The 18,566-nt window shown below is 72.3% G+C and carries 20 protein-coding genes; 11 read left to right on the top strand and 9 right to left on the bottom strand.

All coding sequences use genetic code 11. The features are described 5' to 3' along the window. Positions 1-8 precede the first annotated feature (8 nt). From ABD743_RS12340 to ABD743_RS12325, 4 genes are all read left to right on the top strand, one after another. Entirely contained in the window at positions 9-617 is a 609-nt protein-coding gene (locus ABD743_RS12340; protein WP_344721882.1) for a DsbA family oxidoreductase, read from the top strand. Positions 618-766: 149 nt separating this feature from the next. Further along, positions 767-1,465, top strand: coding sequence for an alpha/beta fold hydrolase (locus ABD743_RS12335; protein ID WP_344721880.1), 699 nt, complete (start codon positions 767-769; stop codon positions 1,463-1,465). A gap of 77 nt (positions 1,466-1,542) precedes the next feature. Further along, complete coding sequence (locus ABD743_RS12330; protein ID WP_344721878.1) at positions 1,543-1,887, top strand: YciI family protein; 345 nt, start codon at positions 1,543-1,545, stop codon at positions 1,885-1,887. Continuing rightward, positions 1,884-3,122 (top strand): RNA polymerase sigma factor, encoded by a 1,239-nt coding sequence (locus tag ABD743_RS12325; protein ID WP_344721876.1) that lies wholly within the window; start codon positions 1,884-1,886, stop codon positions 3,120-3,122. The genes ABD743_RS12330 and ABD743_RS12325 overlap by 4 nt, the downstream gene beginning before the upstream one ends. A gap of 61 nt (positions 3,123-3,183) precedes the next feature. Here ABD743_RS12325 and ABD743_RS12320 read toward each other — a convergent pair whose 3' ends face one another. Continuing rightward, the gene (locus ABD743_RS12320) at positions 3,184-4,242 is read right to left on the bottom strand and encodes a 3-deoxy-7-phosphoheptulonate synthase (RefSeq protein WP_344721874.1); all 1,059 of its coding nucleotides are present in this window, start codon (positions 4,240-4,242) and stop codon (positions 3,184-3,186) included. A gap of 159 nt (positions 4,243-4,401) precedes the next feature. After that, on the bottom strand, positions 4,402-5,091 hold the full coding sequence (locus ABD743_RS12315) for a DUF2848 domain-containing protein (RefSeq protein ID WP_344721872.1): 690 nt from the start codon (positions 5,089-5,091) through the stop codon (positions 4,402-4,404). A gap of 102 nt (positions 5,092-5,193) precedes the next feature. On the opposite strand from ABD743_RS12315, the gene ABD743_RS12310 reads away from it, so the two are divergent. Further along, positions 5,194-6,552 carry an MFS transporter gene (locus tag ABD743_RS12310; protein WP_344721870.1) on the top strand — a complete coding sequence of 453 codons (1,359 nt, stop codon included), beginning with the start codon at positions 5,194-5,196 and terminating at the stop codon, positions 6,550-6,552. Here ABD743_RS12310 and ABD743_RS12305 read toward each other — a convergent pair. After that, positions 6,524-7,183 (bottom strand): GntR family transcriptional regulator, encoded by a 660-nt coding sequence (locus tag ABD743_RS12305; RefSeq protein ID WP_344721869.1) that lies wholly within the window; start codon positions 7,181-7,183, stop codon positions 6,524-6,526. The two genes, ABD743_RS12310 and ABD743_RS12305, sit on opposite strands and share 29 nt — an antisense overlap. A 31-nt stretch (positions 7,184-7,214) precedes the next feature. On the opposite strand from ABD743_RS12305, the gene ABD743_RS12300 reads away from it, so the two are divergent. After that, a complete protein-coding gene (locus ABD743_RS12300) occupies positions 7,215-8,003 on the top strand; it encodes a carbon-nitrogen hydrolase family protein (protein WP_344721866.1) in 789 nt (262 codons plus the stop codon). A 9-nt stretch (positions 8,004-8,012) separates the two neighbouring features. Here the strand turns inward: ABD743_RS12300 and ppk2 are convergent, their stop codons facing one another. Both ppk2 and ABD743_RS12290 read right to left on the bottom strand, forming a co-directional pair. Further along, positions 8,013-8,807: a polyphosphate kinase 2 gene (gene ppk2 / locus ABD743_RS12295; RefSeq protein WP_344721864.1), complete on the bottom strand. Its 795-nt coding sequence runs from the start codon at positions 8,805-8,807 to the stop codon at positions 8,013-8,015. Between the two features lie 26 nt (positions 8,808-8,833). Beyond that, complete coding sequence (locus tag ABD743_RS12290; RefSeq protein WP_344721862.1) at positions 8,834-9,160, bottom strand: ArsR/SmtB family transcription factor; 327 nt, start codon at positions 9,158-9,160, stop codon at positions 8,834-8,836. A gap of 88 nt (positions 9,161-9,248) precedes the next feature. On the opposite strand from ABD743_RS12290, the gene ABD743_RS12285 reads away from it, so the two are divergent. Further along, the gene (locus tag ABD743_RS12285; RefSeq protein ID WP_344721860.1) at positions 9,249-10,442 is read left to right on the top strand and encodes an MFS transporter; all 1,194 of its coding nucleotides are present in this window, start codon (positions 9,249-9,251) and stop codon (positions 10,440-10,442) included. Between the two features lie 6 nt (positions 10,443-10,448). Here the strand turns inward: ABD743_RS12285 and ABD743_RS12280 are convergent, their stop codons facing one another. From ABD743_RS12280 to ABD743_RS12265, 4 genes are read right to left on the bottom strand one after another with little or no spacing between them, the layout of a single operon-like run. Then, complete coding sequence (locus ABD743_RS12280) at positions 10,449-10,745, bottom strand: 4a-hydroxytetrahydrobiopterin dehydratase (RefSeq protein WP_344721857.1); 297 nt, start codon at positions 10,743-10,745, stop codon at positions 10,449-10,451. A gap of 59 nt (positions 10,746-10,804) precedes the next feature. Next, complete coding sequence (locus ABD743_RS12275; protein ID WP_344721856.1) at positions 10,805-11,665, bottom strand: ABC transporter permease subunit; 861 nt, start codon at positions 11,663-11,665, stop codon at positions 10,805-10,807. Next, on the bottom strand, positions 11,662-12,636 hold the full coding sequence (locus tag ABD743_RS12270) for an ABC transporter ATP-binding protein (protein WP_344721854.1): 975 nt from the start codon (positions 12,634-12,636) through the stop codon (positions 11,662-11,664). Before ABD743_RS12270 ends, ABD743_RS12275 begins: the two co-directional genes overlap by 4 nt. Further along, positions 12,633-13,703 (bottom strand): LolA family protein, encoded by a 1,071-nt coding sequence (locus ABD743_RS12265; RefSeq protein WP_344721851.1) that lies wholly within the window; start codon positions 13,701-13,703, stop codon positions 12,633-12,635. Before ABD743_RS12265 ends, ABD743_RS12270 begins: the two co-directional genes overlap by 4 nt. 75 nt (positions 13,704-13,778) lie before the next feature. Here ABD743_RS12265 and ABD743_RS12260 point away from each other — a divergent pair, with 75 nt between their 5' ends. The 4 genes from ABD743_RS12260 to ABD743_RS12245 all read left to right on the top strand — a co-directional run bounded on the left by ABD743_RS12260 (position 13,779) and on the right by ABD743_RS12245 (position 18,335). Then, entirely contained in the window at positions 13,779-14,462 is a 684-nt protein-coding gene (locus ABD743_RS12260) for a response regulator transcription factor (RefSeq protein WP_241038895.1), read from the top strand. A 16-nt stretch (positions 14,463-14,478) separates the two neighbouring features. Continuing rightward, on the top strand, positions 14,479-15,873 hold the full coding sequence (locus ABD743_RS12255; protein ID WP_344721849.1) for a sensor histidine kinase: 1,395 nt from the start codon (positions 14,479-14,481) through the stop codon (positions 15,871-15,873). A gap of 305 nt (positions 15,874-16,178) precedes the next feature. Beyond that, positions 16,179-17,039 carry an NUDIX domain-containing protein gene (locus tag ABD743_RS12250; RefSeq protein WP_344721848.1) on the top strand — a complete coding sequence of 287 codons (861 nt, stop codon included), beginning with the start codon at positions 16,179-16,181 and terminating at the stop codon, positions 17,037-17,039. Positions 17,040-17,453: 414 nt separating this feature from the next. Then, positions 17,454-18,335, top strand: a complete 882-nt coding sequence (locus ABD743_RS12245; RefSeq protein WP_344721846.1) for an endonuclease domain-containing protein — start codon at positions 17,454-17,456, stop codon at positions 18,333-18,335. Positions 18,336-18,566: the final 231 nt, after the last annotated feature.

The raw sequence follows: 18,566 nt of genomic DNA, 5'->3' as shown, positions 1-18,566 counted from the left end.
CTTCCGTCATGAGCTCTGTATTCGCCGTGACCTGGGACTACCGCTGCCCGTTCGCGCGCAACGCGCACGAGCACATCCTCACCGGCCTGGCCGCAGGCGCCGACTGGGACGTCCGGTACCTGGCGTTCTCGCTCGGCCAGGTGCACGTGGAAGAAGGCGAGCCCGACATCTGGGACAGGTGGGAGGAGGACTCGGGACTGCTCGCGCTGCAGGCGGGTGTCGTCGTGCGCGACGAGTTCCCCGAGCGGTTCCCCGAGGTCCATCGCGCTCTCTTCGCCGTCCGCCACGACGAGGCCCTGCACCTGAACGACCGCGAGGTCGTGGCGCGCACCCTGAGCGAGCACGGCGTCCCGGCTGACAAGGTGTTCGAGCGGATCGACTCCGGGACGGCGCTCGCTACGGTCCGGGCGGAGCACGAGGAGTTCGCGAAGTCGCACTCGGTGTGGGGCGTGCCGACGTTCGTCGCGGGCGACCAGGCGGTGTTCGTGCGGCTGATGGACCGGGCACCGGCCGGCGCGGACCCCAGCGTCTCCGTGCGGGCGGTGGAGCGGGTGGTGGACATGCTCACGGGCTGGCCCGAGCTGAACGAGTTCAAGCACACGTCGATCCCACGCTGACTGCCGGCCGCCTTCTCCTGGGCGGCCTTCCCCGTCGCCGACCCCGGGTGTGCCGGTGAGCTCGTTCTGCGCGCAAGACCGATGAGTTCTCGCTGCTTCGGTTGTCTCTTCAGCGGACCGGACGAGCAGCCCGACGGCGAGGAACGCACATGAACGATCGATCGAGCCCCACCTTCGTCCTGATCCCGGGCGCGGGTGGAAGCGCCACCTACTGGTACCGGCTGGTCGAGGAGTTGCGTCAGCGCGGGCGCGACGCCATCGCCGTGGGCCTGCCCGCCGCCGACGACTCGGCCCGGCTCGCGGAGTACGCCGACGCCGTGGTGGCCGCGATCGGAGACCGGAGCCGGATCGTCCTGGTGGCCCAGTCGATGGGCGGATTCACCGCCCCACTCGTGTGCGAGCGGGTGCCGGTCGAGCTGTTGGTGCTGCTCAACGCGATGGTGCCCGCGCCGGGCGAGTCACCGGGGCAGTGGTGGGAGAACACCGGGCAGCCCGCGGCCGCGGCTGCGTACGCGGCGAGCGAGGGGCGGCCGTCCGGGGGCGCGTTCGACCCGCTCGTCGAGTTCTTCCACGACGTCCCCGACGAGGTGAGGACGGTCGTGTTCGCCGAGCCCGAGCCGGAGCAGTCGGGCACCCCGTTCGAGAAGCCGTGGCCGCTCGAGAAGTGGCCGGACGTTCCGACGAGGTTCCTGCAGGGCCGTGACGACCGCTTCTTCCCGCTGGAGTTCCAGCGGCGGGTGGTGCGGGAGCGGCTGGGCATCGCCGTCGACGAGATGCCCGGCGGACATCTCCTCGCCCTCAGCAGGCCCCGCGAGCTGGCCGATCGACTGGAGGGATATCTGTCCTGAGATTTCCGGCCGGGACTGTCGATCCTGGCGTTCCCCGGTTGTCGTAGTACCGACCGCTCGGAACGAAGGAGAAGACGATGCAGTACATGCTGATGATCTGCGGCACCGAGGGTGCGGAGCCGGAGCCCGGCTTCGACATGGCGGCGGCCACAGAGGCCTGGGTATCCGAGATGGACGGCCGCGGGGTGCGGCTGCAGGGCCACCGGCTGCGTCCGGAATCCGACGCCACGACCGTCCGGATGCGCAACAACGAGGTGCTGATCTGTGACGGCCCGTTCGCCGAGACCAAGGAGCAGATGTTCGGCTTCGACCTGGTGGAGTGCGCCGACCTCGACGAGGCGATCGAGGTGGCCTCGAAGCACCCGGTGGCGCGCTACGGGATGATCGAGGTCAGGCCGTTCTGGCCGCTCGACGCGGAATGACCGGCGGCGCCGAACCGGACGCCGCCGTCGCGGAGGCGTTCCGCGCGGAGTGGGGCCGGGTCGTCGCCACGCTGATCCGGATGACGGGCGACTGGGATCTCGCCGAGGAGTGCGCCCAGGACGCCGTCGCGCAGGCGCTCGAACGCTGGCCGCGCGACGGCATCCCCCGCAACCCAGGCGCCTGGCTCACCACCACAGCGCGGAACGCGGCGCGCAACCGGCTGCGTCGCTCCGCGATCGAGTCGGCCAAGCTGCGGGAGATCGCGATGGAACCGGCTGTCCCCGAGGAGACTGGTGACGCCACCGCGGTGCAGGACGACCGGCTGCGGTTGATCTTCACTTGTTGCCACCCGGCCCTGCCCCTGGAGGGCCGGGTGGCGTTGACACTGCGGACGTTAGCGGGGCTCACCACCGCGGAGATCGCGAGGGCGTTCCTCGTGCCGGAGCCCACGATGGCGCAGCGGCTCGTGCGCACCAAACGCAAGATCCGCGACGCCGGAATCCCGTTCCGCGTGCCGCCGGACCACCTCCTGCCTGACCGCACGGCAGCCGTCCTCGGCGTGATCTATCTGCTGTTCAACGAGGGGTACGCCGCAGCGGCCGGCCCTGAGCTGATGCGCCACGACCTGTGCGCCGAGGCCATCCGCCTCGCCCGCACACTGGCCCGGTTGATGCCGGACGACCCCGAGGTACTCGGCCTCGCGGCGCTGCTGCTCCTGCAGCACTCCCGGCGCGCCGCCCGGCTGGACGCCGCTGGCGAACCGGTGCCGCTCGACGAGCAGGACCGCACCCGCTGGGACCGCCCCGCGATCGACGAGGGACTCGGCCTGCTCGACGCCGCACTCCGGCGCCGGCAGCCCGGGCCGTACCAGGTGCAGGCGGCGATCGCCGCGTGCCACGCCCGCGCCGATCACGCCGCCGACACCGACTGGCCCCAGATCGCAGCTCTCTACGGGAGGCTCGTCGAGCTGGTGCCGTCGCCGGTCGTGCGGCTCAACCGGGCTGTTGCCGTCGCGATGGCGGACGGCCCCGCCGCCGGCCTGGCGCTGGTGGACGAGCTGGCCGGCGAGCTGGCGGGCTACCGCCTCCTCCCGGCCACGCGTGCCGATCTCCTCAGGCGCCTAGGGAGGATCGAGGAGGCGGCGGAGGCGTACCAGGAGGCGCTGAGCCGTACGGAGAGCCCGACGGAACGCCGCTTCCTACAACGCCGCCTGACGGAGGTGACGGCGAGGTGAGATCGGCACCAGCGCGCTCCAGGACGTTCCGGGGAGCGCTGGTGTCGATCTCACGGCCGGTTCAGCGCCGCGCCGCCACCGCCTCCGCCAGTTCGTCGAGGAGGTTCGCCGTGGTGCCCCAGTCCAGGCAGGCGTCGGTGATGCTCTGCCCGCGGGTCATGTTCGGGCCGAGGTCCTGCCGGCCGGCGACGAGGAAGCTCTCCATCATCACGCCGACCACGCCCGCCTCGCCCGTGGCGATCCGGCCGGCGATGTCCCGCACCACTTCCGCCTGCCGGACGTGGTCCTTGCCGCTGTTGCCGTGGCTCGCGTCGATGATCACACGTTCGGGCAGGTCGGCCGACCGCAGGCGGGCGGTGGCGGCCGCTACGGAGGCGGCGTCGTAGTTCGGGCCGGGGGAGCCGCCGCGCAGGATGACGTGGCAGTCGGGGTTGCCGGTCGTGGTGATGAGGGCGGCCAGACCGTCGCGGTTGATCCCCATGAAGACGTGGCTCGCGGCGGCAGCGCGGATCCCGTCCACGGCGGCCTGGACGTCGCCTTCGGTGGAGTTCTTGATGCCCACGGGCATCGACAGCGCGCTGCACAGTTGGCGGTGCACCTGGCTCGCTGCCGTGCGGGCGCCGATCGCGCCCCAGCTCACGACGTCGGCGAGGAACTGCGGGGTGATCGGGTCGAGGAACTCGCATCCGACGGGGAGACCGAGCGCCGAGACGTCGAGCAGCAGCCGCCGCGCCGTGCGCAGGCCGGTGTTCACGTCGAACGTCTCGTCAAGGCCCGGGTCGTTGATCAGGCCCTTCCAGCCGACGGTCGTGCGCGGCTTCTCGAAGTAGGCGCGCATCACGACGCGCAGCTCGCCGGAGACCTTCTCGGTGTGCTCGGCGAGGAGGTGGGCGTAGTCGAGCGCGGCCTCGGGGTCGTGGATCGAGCACGGGCCCACGACGACGATCAGGCGGTCGTCGCGGCCGTCGAGGATGTCGACGACCTCAGCCCGACTTCGTGTCACCGTCTCGGCCACGGCCTCGTCGATCGGGAGTTCGTGGCGCAGCAGGGACGGGGACAGCAGCGGGCTGATGCGGGCGGTGCGGTGCTCGTCCAGGGCGGGGACGGCGATGATGGGCATGACGTGGGCGCTCTCTCTCAGGCGAACCGCCCCGTCGAGATCTCGCGCCGAGCCGGTTCGTCGTCCGGCTCGTGGGGAAAAGGTCAGCGCAGCGGTTCGCCGGCCGACCCGTCACGGGCCGGAGCGGTAAACCAGTACTGACGCTGCACGGCCGCGACTCTAGCCGATCGGTTCCGGCATGCGCTCCACCCGGTAGGCGAGTTCGAGCGTGCGGCCGTTGCGCGGGTCGGCGAGCTCCACCCGCCAGCGGTCGGCGAACTGGTCGACGCCCGGCAGCATCGCCACGGTGCCGGACAGCAGCACGGTGCCGGGCGCCAGCATCTCGGCCAGCTCGTCGAGCCAGAATCGCGGCGCCAGCAGAGCGGCGAGCCCCGCGTCCTGGATCAGCTGCTCGGCACCGTCCTCCTGTGCCACCCATGCCCGCAGCCGCAGCTCGTCGAGATGGTCCTCGACGTCGACGAGCCGCCACGCGCCGCGGCCCAGCACGTCGAGTCCGGCGTTCTTGCTCCATGCGACGCCGTGCACCTCGAGCTCCCGGTCGGTGTGGTCGCACGCGACGGTGAGCAGCAGATCCTCCGGCGCCGGGCCCGCGACGACGAGTGCCCACTCGGCCTCGCCGGACGTCCGCCCGTGCTGCACGGGCACCCCGTCGACCTGCGCGGCGAGGTAGGGCGCCACCGGATACATGGCGGGCGTGACCGTGGGAGCGGGTATCCCGAGCTCGGCCAGCTCGGCGACATGGGCCGCGACCTCGCCCTGCTCACGGCCCGCGTACCCGGCGTTGAGCAGCCGGGTGACGGTGACAGGAACGGTGGTGCCGTCGGGCAGGTCGAAAACGAGGTCGCTCATCGAAGATCCTCCGAGGTCTTGCGCATGCCGCTTGTATACAGCAAGTATTGCGGCTCCCGCGACCGTGTCGCCCGTCACCGTCCCCACGGACAGGAGAACCCCATGCCCGATCCGAGGCCAGGGTCACAAGCACCCGAGGTCGACCGGCGCTCGCTGGCGAAGGCCTTCATCGCGAGCCTCACCGGCACGTCCCTGGAGTGGTACGACTTCGCGGTCTACTCCGCCGCCGCGGCCCTCGTGTTCCCGCAGCTGTTCTTCCCCGGCTCCGACCCGCTCACGGGCACACTCCTGGCGTTCTCGACGTACGCGGTGGGCTACGTCTCGCGCCCCCTGGGCGGGTTCGTGTTCGGCCGCCTCGGCGACGTCATCGGTCGCAAGCAGGTGCTCGTGCTGACCCTGCTGTTGATCGGGGTCGCCACGTTCCTGATCGGGCTCCTGCCGACCTACGCCACGATCGGAGCCGCCGCGCCGATCATCCTGGTGCTGCTGCGGTTCGCCCAGGGTGTCGGCGTCGGTGGGGAGTGGGGCGGCGCGGTGCTGCTCTCCAGCGAGTTCGGCGATCCGCGCAGGCGGGGGTTCTGGTCCTCGGCCGCCCAGATCGGACCGCCCGCGGGCAACCTGATGTCGAACGGCGTCCTCGCCGTGCTCACCGTCTCGATGTCCGACGAGGCGTTCCTCTCCTGGGGCTGGCGTCTCGCGTTCCTGCTGTCCGCGGTGCTGGTCGCCTTCGGGTTGTGGATCCGGCTCAAGCTGGAGGACACCCCGGTCTTCCGCGCCATCAAGGAACGCGGTGACCGGCCCGCGGCCCCGATCGGCGACGTCTTCCGTACCCAGGGCCGCCCGCTGCTCGCCGGCGTGCTCAGCAGGATCGGCCCGGACGTCAGCTATGCCCTCTTCACCGTCTTCGTGATCACCTACGCAACGACCGTGCTCGGCATGAGCCGCGGCTCGGTGCTGACCGCGATCCTCATCGGCTCCGCGTGCCAGCTCGCGACGATCCCCCTGGCGGGCGCGATCTCCGACCGCGTCAACCGCAGGCTCGTCTACGGCATCGCTGCCGCGGGGGCGGCCGTCTGGCCGTTCGTGTTCTTCCCCGCGATCAGCGGGGGGTCCGAGCTGCTGCTGATCATCGGCGTCGTCGTCGGCCTTGCGCTGCACTCGTTCATGTACGGGCCGCAGGCCGCGTTCATCACCGAGCAGTTCTCCGTCCGGCTGCGCTACACGGGCAGCTCGCTCGCGTACACGATCGCCGGGGTGTTCGGCGGTGCCGTCGCACCGCTCGTGTTCACGGCCCTGCTGAGCAGCTGGGGGACGTGGGTGCCGGTGGCGGTCTACGTCCTGGTGGCGTCGCTGCTCACGCTGGCGGGCCTGGTGATGGGCCGCGATCCCGACCGGGCGGAGGAGGAGGCCTACCTCGTGCCCGGGTCGCCGGTCACGCCTCCAGGAACAGTCGCAACGTGATCTGCAGGTGGTCCTCGATCGCCGCGTGGGCGGCCGTCTCGTCGCCGGACTCGAGCGCGTCCACGATCTGACGGTGCTCCACGCACACCGCATGCTGCCGGTCGGTGGCCCGGAACAGGGCCGCCACCCCGACCCGCACCTGTCGGGTGCGCAGGCCCGCGTAGGTGCGTGCGATGAGCTCGTTGCGGGCGGCGTCGACGAGCGACTGGTGGAAGCGCCGGTCCCACTCGATGAACACCTTCGCGGTGTCGGCGTCGGTGGGGTGGTCGACCAACTGCTCCTGCTCGGCCAGTGCCTCGTGCATGGCGGCAAGCGGCACCGCGCCCGTGGCGAGTGTGACGGACGCGGCATGTCGTTCCAGCAGGGCGCGGAGCTCCATCAGCTCCTTGATCTGCCGCCCGGACAGCGGAGGCACGTACGCTCCGCGTTTGGGCACCATCTCGACCAGGCCCTCGGAGACGAGCAGCAGCAGGGCTTCGCGTACCGGTGTGCGCGATACGCCGACGGCCTGGGCGAGCCCCACCTCGTTGAGGAAGGTTCCTTGCACGGCCGGATCGACCAGCACCGTCTCCCGCAGGTAGCGGTAGGCGCGCTCGCGCCCCGACTCGAGGGACGCGGACCCAGCTTGCATGCAGCATGTATACATTAATTGGAGGTTCCCTGTGCGCATCGCGCTCGCCCAGATCCTGTCGACACCCGACCCGGCACACAATCTCGGCCTGATCGAGGACGGCACTCGCCAGGCGGAGGAGGCGGGGGCCGACCTCGTCGTCTTCCCCGAGGCCGCCATGTGCTGCTTCGGCGTGTCGCTCGGCCGGATCGCCGAGCCGCTGGACGGTCCATGGGCCGAGCGGGTGCGGGCGATCGCCGCCGACTCCGCCATCACCGTCGTCGCCGGAATGTTCACCCCCGCCGACGACGGCCGCGTCTTCAACACGCTGATCGCCACCGGCAACGGCGTCGAGGCCTCCTACGACAAGATTCACCTGTTCGACGCGTTCGGGTTCGCCGAGTCGCGCACCGTCGCTCCCGGCACGAAGCCCGTGAGCATCACCGTCGACGGCGTGACGGTCGGCCTGGCCACCTGCTACGACCTGCGGTTCCCGGGGCTCTTCCAGGAGCTCGCGAACGGCGGCGCCTCGGTGATGGTCGTGCCGGCGTCGTGGGGTGCCGGTCCCGGCAAGCGCGAGCAGTGGGACCTGCTGGTCCGGGCGAGGGCCCTCGACAGCACCGCGTTCGTCGCCGCGTGCGACCAGGCCGACCCGGCAACCGCGGGTCGCGACCCGGGTAGCGCTCCGACGGGGATCGGGGCGAGCCTCGCGGCAGGCCCCCTCGGGAGGGTCATCGACCAGATCGGTGCAGAGCCCGGCCTGCTGGTCGCCGACCTCGACATCGAGGAGGTGCACCAGGCCCGGCGCACCGTGCCGGTGCTGGCCAACCGCCGGTACTGACAGCGGCCCTCAGTCGGCGATCTTTGCCGCGTGGTCGGGGACCTCGCGGAAGAGCTCGCGCGGCGGACGCCGGTAGCCGCGCACCGGTGGCCGGTCCGGGAACTCGAGGTCGCGCGGGGGCACCGGCTGCCACGGGACGCTTCCGAGCAGGTGCGCGATCATGTTGATCCGCGCGCGGCGCTTGTCCTCGGCCTCCACCACCAGCCACGGCGCGGCGGCGATGTCGGTGTGGGCGAACATCTCGTCCTTCGCCTGGGAGTACTCCGACCACCGGGTGATCGACTCGAGGTCCATGGGCGAGAGCTTCCACTGCTTCATCGGATTCTCTATCCGGCCACGGAAGCGGCGTTCCTGCTCCGCGTCGCTCACCGAGAACCAGTACTTGCGCAGGAGGATCCCGTCCTCGATCAGTAGCTGCTCGAACACGGGGCACTGACGCAGGAAGCGGGTGTACTCCTCAGCGGTGCAGAAGCCCATCACGCGCTCGACGCCTGCGCGGTTGTACCAACTGCGGTCGAGCAGCACGATCTCCCCGGCGGCGGGCAGGTGCTCGATGTAGCGCTGGAAGTACCACTGCGTGCGCTCACGTTCGGACGGCGCCGGCAGGGCGACGATGCGGCAGATCCGCGGGTTGAGGAACTCCGTCACCCGCTTGATCGCCCCGCCCTTGCCGGCGGCGTCACGCCCCTCGAAGACAACGACGAGACGGGCGCCGCTGGTGCGGACCCACTCCTGCATCTGCACCAGCTCACCCTGCAGACGTAGCAGTTCCTTCTCGTACGGCTTGCGAGGCAGGCGCGTCATCAGGGCATAGTGCCAGGTCACGGGCCTCAGTGCGAAGCGCTGAGCACGGCGTCAACCAGACCGGGGTAGAGGGCGTCGAGGTCGTCTCGGCGCAGCCAGGTAATCCGCCGCGTGCCCTTCGCGCGCACCGTGATCACGCCTGCGCGGCGGAGGAAGCGCATGTGGTGAGTCCGCGTGGAGTTGGTGACGGGCAGGGGGATGACGCCACAGGCCAGGCCGTCGGCGGCCTTGGCGAGCGCGCGGACGATCTGCAGGCGCACCGGGTCTCCGAGAGCCTGGAGTACCTGCTCGATGCGAATTTCCTCCAGCTCGGGCTGAGGGAGGGTGGTCTGCACCTCGGCGCTGGGCGACATGTCGCCATAATACGACGAGCATCGAAGTTTGACGAAAGTCGTACTACGATAATCGTCGTACTAAGGACCCCGGCTCGGAAGGCTCTCGATGTCCGCACGTACCTACCTGCTCGCTGCCGGGGCGTTCGCCGTCGGCACGAGCGCCTACGTCGTATCGGGCGTGCTGCCCGCCGTCAGCGGGGAGCTCGGCGTCTCGCTGTCCGCGGCCGGCCAGCTCGCCACAGCCTTCGCGCTCGCCTACGCCGTTGGTGCGCCGTTGCTCGCCACCGTCACCGCACGTTGGGACCGCCGCACGGTCCTGCTCGCCGCACTTGTCGTAGCCGCGGTCGGCAACGGTCTCTCCGCCCTCGCCACCACGTACCCGGTGCTGATCGTCGGCCGGATCATCGCCGCGCTCGGCGCTGCTGCCTACACGCCGGCCGCCACGCTCGTCGCCACCGCGCTGCTCCCGCCCGCCCAGCGCGCCCGTGCCGTCGCCCTCGTGTTCGGTGGCCTGACGCTGGCGCTCGCCATCGGCGTTCCGGCGGGCGATCTGCTCGGCTCCAGCATCGGCTACGCCGGTGTGTTCGGGGCGGTGGCCGTCGTCAGCGCCATCGTCGCGGCCGTCGTGCCGCTCTGCCTGCCCAGGATCGCGCCCCCGCCTGCGGTGCCGCTGCGCGAACGCTTCGCCGTCGCGGCCGACCGGCGTGTGCTGACCGTGCTCGCGATGACCGTGATCGGCGTGCTCTCCGCCATGGTCGTCTTCATCTACGTGACGCCGCTGCTGAACGCCACGGCCGGCATCCACGGCGCCACGATCGCGCTCCTGCTGCTCGTGTACGGCGTCGGGGCGATGGTCGGCAACACGTGGGGCGGTCGTGCCGCCGACCGGTTCGGCACCGTCCCCACGCTCTTCGCGGTGCTCGCCGGGATCGGCGTCACGGTCACGGTGCTGTCGCTCACGGCGAGCACCGTGGTGGGCGCGGCCGTGGTCCTCGCCCTGTGGGGCGTCTTCTGCTGGGCCTTCAACCCCCCGGTGCAGTCGCTGCTGCTGGAGCTCGCGCCCACCGGCGGCCTGGTGCTGTCGCTCAACGCTTCAGCGATCTACCTCGGCACCGCTCTTGCCGGGGTGGTCGGCGGCACCGTGATCGGCATGGGCGGCATGTTGATGCTGCCCCTGGTGGCCGCCGCTCTCGTGCTCGTCGTGATCGTCCTGCTGCTGACGCTGCGGCTCGGCCGCCGACGCGTCGAGGCAGAGGCGGAAAGGGTGCCCGCCCGCGCGGGGGTGGCCACGGCCGAATAGCGGAACTCAGGCGCCGGCCGCGTCGATCTGCTCCGAGATCGACGCGGCCAGCGCCGTGTCCTTCTCCGTGATGCCGCCCTCCGAATGTGTCGAGCAGCGGAACGTGAGCGTCCGCCAGCGGATGTCGACGTCCGGGTGGTGGTCGCGGCTCTCCGCGATCTCCGCCACGCGGTCCACGACCGTGATCGCGGCGGGGAACGACGGCAGCTTCGCGGTGCGCACGATCGCGTCGCCCTCCCGTTCCCATCCGGGCAGGTCGGCCAGTGCGGCGGCGATCGCGGAGTCGTTCAGGAGTTCGGCCATGACGAGCATCCTGCCCGCCATCGCCCGACTCGTGCCCGGAAACGGACGACTCGCGGGTGTCAGGCGTCGCGGCGCAGCATCCGGTGGACGGTCAGGCCGGCGCCGATGGCGACGTAGCAGAGGGCACGCAGCGAGCTCCGCACCAGGTCGCCGAACGGGAGAGGGTCGCGCAGCGCGTCGGCGCCCGCCCTCCAGCCGCTGGTGAGCAGGTAGGGCTCCAACCAGTCCAGGGCGGGGACCGCCGCGAGGACCCCGAAGACGATCAGCCCGCCGAGCACCGACGCCATCACGACGAGCGGATGCTCGGTGTACGACGAGATCGCCAGAGCGATCGCGCCCACCGCCGCGAGCTGCCCGACCGTCCAGACCACCACGAGGGCCACCCGCGCCAGCGCCTCCCCGATGCCGACGGTGGTGCCGGAGAGCGTGACGAGTTGACCGTCCGCCCCCCCGACCACGACCAGCCCGGCCACCACTCCCACGACCGCGAGGGCCAGCGTCGCGAGCGTGGCGACGACGAGTACGCCGAACGCCTTCATCGTGACCAGCCGAAGCCGTCCGACAGGGGCGATCAACAGCCCGCGCAGTGTGCCCTGCGCCGCCTCGCCCGCGATCGCGTCGGCCGCCGCCATCGCCACGGCAAGGGGCAGCAGCAGCGCCAGGGTCAGTGTCATCGCCGCGACCGGGAGCACCAGCCCGTTGCCGGCCACGGCGCTGATGAGGCCCGCGTCCCCACCGGCGTTGCGGTCGGCGACGGCGACACCGACCGCGATGAGCACGGGCACCAGCGCGAAGATCGCGAGCATCACCAGGGTGCGCGGGCGCCGCAGCACCCAGCGCAGCTCCGCCCCGAGCAGTCGGCCCAAGGGGGCGCTCCGCGGAGCGTCCGCGGGAAGGGCGGTGAGAACGGCTCCGGTCATGCCGGCTCCTCGGTCAGCCGGGCGAACAGTTCCTCGAGCTTGGCGCGGTCGCGACGCGCCTCGTGCACCGCGACGCCGGCGCGCACCAGCAGGGCGATCACCTCCGGTGCAGGCAGCGCGCCGTCGTCCACGACCACCGCCTGCTCGTCCCCCTGCGCCCGATAGGCCGTGGCACCGGCCCCGCGCAGCGTGCGCAGCGCGAGGTCGACGTCCGGCGTGGCGATCAGCAGCCCGCCCGTGCCCGCCTGCAGCAGACTGCCGAGCTCTCCCGCTGCGACCAGCGAGCCCGCCTGCAGAACGGCCACGTGCGTGCACGTGGCCTCCACCTCGGCCAGCAGGTGCGAAGAAACGATCACCGTGGCCCCACCGGAGTGCAGCTCCGCGATGATGCGCCGGACGTCGCGCGTGCCGGCGGGGTCGAGGCCGTTGGTCGGCTCGTCGAGCACGACGAGCGCACGGGGGAGCAGCAAAGCCGCGGCCAGGCCGAGCCGCTGCTTCATGCCGAGCGAGTAGGCACGAAACCGTCGGTCCGCAGCGTCTGCCAGCCCGACGCGCTCGAGCGCCGCGTCGACCGCCCCGCGGATCTGTCCGCTACCGAGCAGGGGCTCGGCGGCAGCCACCCGGCGCAGGTTCTCGCGACCGGAGAGGAACGGATGGAAGCCCGGGCCCTCGACGAGCGCGCCCACCTGCGGCAACGCCTGCGCCGACTCCTCCGGGATCGGGTGGCCCAGCAGCTCGGCGGTGCCCGCTGTGGGCCGGGTGAGGCCGAGGAGCATGCGGATCAGCGTGGTCTTGCCCGAACCGTTCGGCCCGAGCATCCCGAGCACCGAACCGGCCGGGACCTCCAGGTCGATCCCGTCAACCGCGACGGTACGGCCGAAAACCTTGCGCAATCCGACGGCGCGCGCGGCCACGGGAGCCGCGGCGCTGGGACGGAGCGGCGCAGCGTCGAGTCGGGAGGCGGTCGTCACGCGGAGAGAGCCGAGGAGAGGACCTGCTCCGGCACGGCCCCGGCGGCGACGCGGCCGTCATCCGTGATGATCGCCCCTCCCACCGTCGTGGTGATCAACCGTCCGTTGCCCCACGGTCCGCTGACCGGCGTGCCGAGAGTGGACAGGTCGGGAGCGCCGGCACGGCGCTGCTCCGTTCCGGAGGACTCACGGGCCGGCGCCTTCGCGACGACGACGGAGTCCCAGCCGTCGCCGACCACCGTGGGCCGCGCCCCGTTCGCCTTCTCGTGCTCGGCTCGGGGCTCCCGATCCTTGACCGTGGCGCCGGGCGGCGGGGTGAACGTGAAGAGCGACCCGTCCTGCGCGCCGAAGGAGACGTCGGTGAAGCCGAGCTGCAGCGCCGGGTCGGACGAGCCGTTGGCCAGCACGGTGAGCCGCAACGGCACGCGCGTCGCGGAGTCGACGGCGATCCGCACCTCGCGCAGCAACGTCCGTTCCGACGGCAGCGGGGCGAGTACGAGCTCGTAGGCGGGACGGCCCGCGACCTCCGCGGTGCCGTCGACGTCGATCGTGCTGCTGGGCCGGAGCGCGGCGAGCGCCATGGTGGCGGCCGCCGTGGGATCGGTGCTGGCGTCGGGCCCGCTGGTGTGCCGCTCCGCATGCTCGGTGGACCGGACGACGGTGCGGTCCGCGGAGTCCCACGACCAGAGCGTGGAGCCGTCGGAGACGAGCGTGCGCTCACCCGAGTCGGAAGGCACCTGCACCCGGCCGCGACCCTCGCCGTCGGACCACACCCGCACGGTGCGCGTGCCACTGGCGGCGTCGGGCATGTTCGGCAGGGCCGGAAGGCCCAGCTGGTTGTCCAGCGTGACGGTGCCGTCGAACGGACCGGGGCGGGCCTTCAGCACCGAGCTCACCAGCTCCTCCGGCGTGACCGGCGGCAGCTCGGGCGCCGCTCCTGCACCGGCGGGCAAGGCCAGCAACGCGAGCCCCACCGCCCCGGCGACCGCGACGACCGCCCCGACCACGCGTCCGGTCGTCCCGGCGTGACCTCCGCCCCGGCGACCCGTCCTGCTCCGATCTGACATGCGTACAGCGTGACTCATTTGTGCTGAGAGTGTTCTGAGGTGATGGTCTCTGCCGCCCGGTAGCGTCGGACAGTGATGGCACGCGTGCTGGTGGTCGATGATGAACCGGGTATCCGGACGGCCCTTGCACGCGGACTGACGGCCGAAGGCATGGAGGTCGTCGCGCTCGCGGACGGTCCGTCCGCCCTGAGCGCCGCGCTCACCGGAGGCTTCGACGCGGTCGTACTCGACATCATCCTTCCCGGCCTGTCGGGCTACCGGGTGCTCGAGCAGCTGCGCGCGGCCGGCGTCGACACGCCGGTGCTGCTGCTCTCGGCGAAGGACGGTGAGTTCGACCAGGCCGACGGCCTCGACCTCGGCGCCGACGGATACCTCGTCAAGCCGTTCGCCTTCGTGGTGCTGGTCGCGCAGCTGCGCGCGATGCTGCGCAGGCGCAACGCCACCCTCGGGCGCACCGGGCAACGGGTTCGATTGGGGCCGCTGATCGTCGACCCCATCACGAGGGCGGTCAGCTGGGAGGGGGCTGTCGTCGAGCTCTCGCCCAGGGAGTTCGCGCTGCTGCACGCGCTCGCCTGCCGGCCCGACACGGCCGTGGCGAAGGACGAGCTGCTGCGCCTGGTCTGGGGCGACGAGCAGGCGGCCAGCCGCAACGTCGTCGAGGTGTACGTCGGGTACGTGCGCCGCAAGCTCGACGCGGTCGGGGCCGGGCACGTCCTCAAGACGGTGCGCGGATTCGGCTACATCGTCGAATCGCCATGAACGCCGGCGGGCCACCGTGAGCCGGCGACTGCGGCAGTGGTGGGGCTCGCGGACTCTGCGGTTCCGGATCACCACCGTCGTGGGTGTCGTCGCCCTCATCGCGTTGTTGGGCCTGAGCCGACTGGGCGTCGGCCTGCTCTACGGCACGATGCTCGGCGCGGCCGACGCGGAACTGCGGGGCGTGGCCCACGGGACGGCGGTGCAGCTGGCGACCGGGACCCCCGCAACCGCCGTGCGAAGTCCGGAAGTGCGGGTCGTCGACAGCGCCGGTGCGCCGGTCGACGGCGGCCCACCCCTGCCTCTGAGCCCCGCACAGGTCCGGGATCTCGCGGCGGGTGAGGCGATCACAGCAGGGCACCTCAAGGAGCTGCGCCGCTGGCTCGCGATCAGCGCCGTGACACCCGACGGCTCCACCCGCCTCGTCGTGGTGACGGCGGACATCGTGGGCGGGGTGACCCTGCTGGCGCATGCCGCTGTGGGGTTCCTGCTGGGCGCCCTCCTGGTGGCGGCCGTCGTCGTGCTCGCCGCCTGGGTGGCCACCAGGGCCGCGTTGCGGCCCGTCGACCGGATGCGCACTGCGGCTGCCGTCCTGCCGCCGGGCGAACGGCTGCCTGTTCCCCTGCCGCGCGACGAGCTGCGCTCCCTGGCCGAGGAGATCAACCTCCTCCTGGCGCGGCGTGACGAGGCCGTCGCCCGGATGGAGCGGTTCACCGGCGACGCCGCCCATGAACTCCGGTCCCCGGTGGCGGCCATCCGCGCGCAGGCGGAGGTGGCGGTCGCGCACCCCGACCCCGAGTTCTCTCAGGAGTCGTTGCAGTCGGTGGCGGAGGAGGCGGCGCGCCTCTCGACTCTGCTCTCGGACCTGCTCGCGCTGGCCCGCGCCGACGCCGGGCAGCGGCCGGCGGCGGAGCCGGTCGATCTGGTGGCCGCCGCGCGCGCGGCGATCGAACGGGCGAAAGGGAGCGGCGCCGACGAACCCGTCCTCCAACTGGTCGCCCCGACCCCGGCCCACGCCCTCGCCAGCCCCTCGGAGGTCGCGCTGGTGCTGGACAACCTCATCGCCAACGCACGTCGCTACGCCCGCTCGCTGGTGCGGATCGGCGTGCTGCCGGCGCGCAGATCAGTGCGGCTGCTCGTGGAGGACGACGGTCCGGGCATCCCGGAAGCCGATCGGCAGCGGATCTTCGACCGATTCACGCGCCTGTCCCCGGAGGCAGGTGGGGGCGCAGGGCTCGGACTCGCGCTGGTAGCGGCGCTCGTGCGGGGCCGCGGCGGCTCCGTCACGGCCGGCGCGTCGTCGTCGGGCGGGGCCCGTATCGAGGTGCGCTGGCCGGCCCCGGACCCCGCGAGTCGCCCGGTTCCGGAGGGTGAGTCGCCCCGGGCGCCGGGAGCCCGGACGGGCCCGGAGTAGGGCAGGCGGCTGGTCCGAGATCTCGCGAGTTGCCCGGTTCTGGAGGGTGAGTTGCCCTGCACGTCGGGACCCCGGGGGGCGGGTTCGGGGTAGGGGCAGGTGGCCGCCCCGAGACCTCGCGAGTCGCCCGGTCCGGAGGGTGAGTTGCCCGAGCGCCGGGAGTCTGGGGGTTCGGGGTGGGGCAGGTAGCCGGCTGCAGATCTCGCGAGTCGCCGGGCATTGGACGGGCGCCGGGAGCCCGGACTGGCCCGGAGTAGAGGCGGGCGGCCAGAGCTCGCCCTCCCGGTCGCTGGGAACATCGCAGGGTGCCCGTACTCCGGTCGACCGTCCTCATCGACGCCCCCGCCCGCACGGTGGCTGGGTTGCTCAGGGACTCCGACGTGGCCGCAGCCGCCCTGCGACGCTGCGGCCATCGCCTCACCGCGCCCGTCCGGCTACTGGCGCCGGGGGACGAGATCCGGGTCGGCACGCATGTCGGGGCGGGCGTCCGGGTCCCGGTGCGAACCAGGATCGAGACGATCACACCCGCCGGGATGACGTCGACGCTGGTCGCCGGCCCCCTGCGGGAGCTGACCCACACCGCCACCCTCACCCCGACCGGGGCAGGCACCCTCGTCCTCGACGAGTTGCAGTGGACGTCACCGCTCGGGTTGCTGGGCCGCGTCGCCGACGTGGTGCTGCTGCGCCGGCTGATGCTGCGGATCCTCGCCGCGCGGTCGGAGGTGCTTGTCGAGCGGGCGGCCGAACTCGCCGCCGCGCCGGTGGTCGTCGCCACCGCTCTGCTGCGAGATGGTCTGCTGCTCATCGCTCAGCGGACCCGTCCGCCGGCCCTCGCCGGCCGGTGGGAGCTGCCCGGTGGGCGAGTGGAGCCGGGGGAGACGGAGCCGGACGCCGTGGTACGGGAGTGTCGCGAGGAGTTGGCCACCGCGGTACGCGTGACCGGGCGGCTCGGTACCGACCTGCCGATCGACGCTGGGGTGCTCCGGGTGCACACGGCCGAGCTCGACGCCGCGGCGCCCGACCCGCAGGCGCTGGAGCACGCGGCTGTGCGTTGGGTGGGACCCGACGAGCTGGCGGAGGTGGACTGGGTGGACGCCGACCGCGCCGTCCTCACCGACCTCGTCTCCCTCCTGCGCTCGGGCGTCGCCGCGGTGGAGGGCGCCTGACCGGCGGGGACAGCGCCGCGTGGGGTTGCCTGGCTGGGAGGGCCCGCGGTTGGGGCGTCTGGCTGGCGTGGGTGGTGCCGCGCGGGCGCTTGACCTGCGAGGACAGGGCCGTGCAGAGGCCGTCCGACTGGCGGGGAGCCCGGTGGACGGCGTCCAACTGGCACGACCGGCGGATCTGGTGCCGGTGGCGTCTCGCTGGCGGGGACAGTCCCGCGTTGGGGGGTGTCCAACCGGCGAGGACACCACCGCTGGCGGGACCGCCCGATTCGGCGCGTGCCTGGGCGGATATGGAGAGGCGGCGGCATCTCGTGCGTGACCGAGGCCGTGGTCGTGTCCTGAAGCTGACGTGTTCCCGATGGCAACGGGCGTGGCCGTGTCGGGAACCGGCGCAGGGCGGCCGGCGTCGGTGGCGGCATGTCCATCGACAGCATCCTCGCCCGTCAGGCCGGCGTGATCGCCCGTGACCAGGCGCTGCGCGCCGGGCTCTCCCGCGAAGCGGTCGACCACCGGCTGCGGTTGCGGCGCTGGCGGCCGCTGCATCCCCGGATCTACCTCGCGAGCGGCCACCGTTACGACGACGAGGTGAGGGTCCGTGCGGCTGCGCTCTGGGCGGGTGACGGCTCCGTCCTCTGCGGCCTTGCCGCCGCCTGGTGGCACGGCATGGTCGAGCGGCCACCGACGACGGTGGCGGTCACGGTGCCACGGCTGCGGCACCCGCGCCGACGCCCAGGCGTGAGCGTGCGGCGCCGCGAGCTCGCGGCAGAGGACGTCGTCGAGCAGCGCGGTCTTGCCGTCACCGACTGCGCGCTGACCGCGCTCGAGGCGGCCGTCGAGCTCGGCGACCGCGGGAGCGTGCTGCTCGACCGCGCGCTGCAGCGCCAGGTCGGGTTCGCGGCGGTGTACCAGGCCTACTGCCGCAACCTCGGCTCCCACGGCTCGGCCAGCGCCAGGCGGATGCTGACGGCCGCTGCCGATCGGTCGGCCTCAGCGGCAGAGCGCCTGCTGGTGGCGATGCTGCGCGAGTCGGGCGCCACGGGATGGCAGTGCAGCTTCCCGGCCGCGGGCTACCTGATCGACGTGGCCTTCCCCGCTTCCCGGGTGGCGATCGAGGTGGACGGGTGGGCGTGGCACATGGACGCGGAACGGAGCCAGGGCGACAAGCGCTGCCAGAACGCGCTGGTCCGCAACGGCTGGACGATCCTGCGCTACACCTGGCACGACCTCTCCGGCAGGCCGCGGGCCGTGCTCGCCGAGATCGCTCACGAGGTCGAGCGAGGCCTGACCATCGCCGGATGATCACCGGTTCGGTACCGGGAACCGGGTCATGGACTGCTGCGCGTCCCGAGACGTTGATCATGGGCCCGTGCTGGGTCGGCAGCCCGATTTCGATCCGGGCGCTCAGCGGGCGTGTCGGATTGCCGGGCGGATTGCGCGGGCCGGTAATGCGAGTTGGTTGCTGAGCTCCTGGTCCTGGCTGGCGGACCGTTCGCCGGGCGCTCGGATGCTCATTTTGCTCATGATCATCGG

Source organism: Pseudonocardia yunnanensis, from assembly GCF_039534065.1.
Classification (GTDB): domain Bacteria; phylum Actinomycetota; class Actinomycetes; order Mycobacteriales; family Pseudonocardiaceae; genus Pseudonocardia; species Pseudonocardia yunnanensis.
The sequence above is the reverse complement of the archived record's forward strand: the minus strand, read 5'-3'. Positions and strand labels throughout refer to the sequence as shown.

Coding starts and splice junctions, on each gene's coding strand:
- ABD743_RS12340 (WP_344721882.1), top strand. CDS start 9: ATGAGCTCTGTATTCGCCGTGACCTGGGACTACCGCTGCCCGTTCGCG.
- ABD743_RS12335 (WP_344721880.1), top strand. CDS start 767: ATGAACGATCGATCGAGCCCCACCTTCGTCCTGATCCCGGGCGCGGGT.
- ABD743_RS12330 (WP_344721878.1), top strand. CDS start 1,543: ATGCAGTACATGCTGATGATCTGCGGCACCGAGGGTGCGGAGCCGGAG.
- ABD743_RS12325 (WP_344721876.1), top strand. CDS start 1,884: ATGACCGGCGGCGCCGAACCGGACGCCGCCGTCGCGGAGGCGTTCCGC.
- ABD743_RS12320 (WP_344721874.1), bottom strand. CDS start 4,242: ATGCCCATCATCGCCGTCCCCGCCCTGGACGAGCACCGCACCGCCCGC.
- ABD743_RS12315 (WP_344721872.1), bottom strand. CDS start 5,091: ATGAGCGACCTCGTTTTCGACCTGCCCGACGGCACCACCGTTCCTGTC.
- ABD743_RS12310 (WP_344721870.1), top strand. CDS start 5,194: ATGCCCGATCCGAGGCCAGGGTCACAAGCACCCGAGGTCGACCGGCGC.
- ABD743_RS12305 (WP_344721869.1), bottom strand. CDS start 7,183: ATGCAAGCTGGGTCCGCGTCCCTCGAGTCGGGGCGCGAGCGCGCCTAC.
- ppk2 (WP_344721864.1), bottom strand. CDS start 8,807: ATGACGCGCCTGCCTCGCAAGCCGTACGAGAAGGAACTGCTACGTCTG.
- ABD743_RS12290 (WP_344721862.1), bottom strand. CDS start 9,160: ATGTCGCCCAGCGCCGAGGTGCAGACCACCCTCCCTCAGCCCGAGCTG.
- ABD743_RS12285 (WP_344721860.1), top strand. CDS start 9,249: ATGTCCGCACGTACCTACCTGCTCGCTGCCGGGGCGTTCGCCGTCGGC.
- ABD743_RS12280 (WP_344721857.1), bottom strand. CDS start 10,745: ATGGCCGAACTCCTGAACGACTCCGCGATCGCCGCCGCACTGGCCGAC.
- ABD743_RS12275 (WP_344721856.1), bottom strand. CDS start 11,665: ATGACCGGAGCCGTTCTCACCGCCCTTCCCGCGGACGCTCCGCGGAGC.
- ABD743_RS12265 (WP_344721851.1), bottom strand. CDS start 13,703: ATGTCAGATCGGAGCAGGACGGGTCGCCGGGGCGGAGGTCACGCCGGG.
- ABD743_RS12260 (WP_241038895.1), top strand. CDS start 13,779: ATGGCACGCGTGCTGGTGGTCGATGATGAACCGGGTATCCGGACGGCC.
- ABD743_RS12245 (WP_344721846.1), top strand. CDS start 17,454: ATGTCCATCGACAGCATCCTCGCCCGTCAGGCCGGCGTGATCGCCCGT.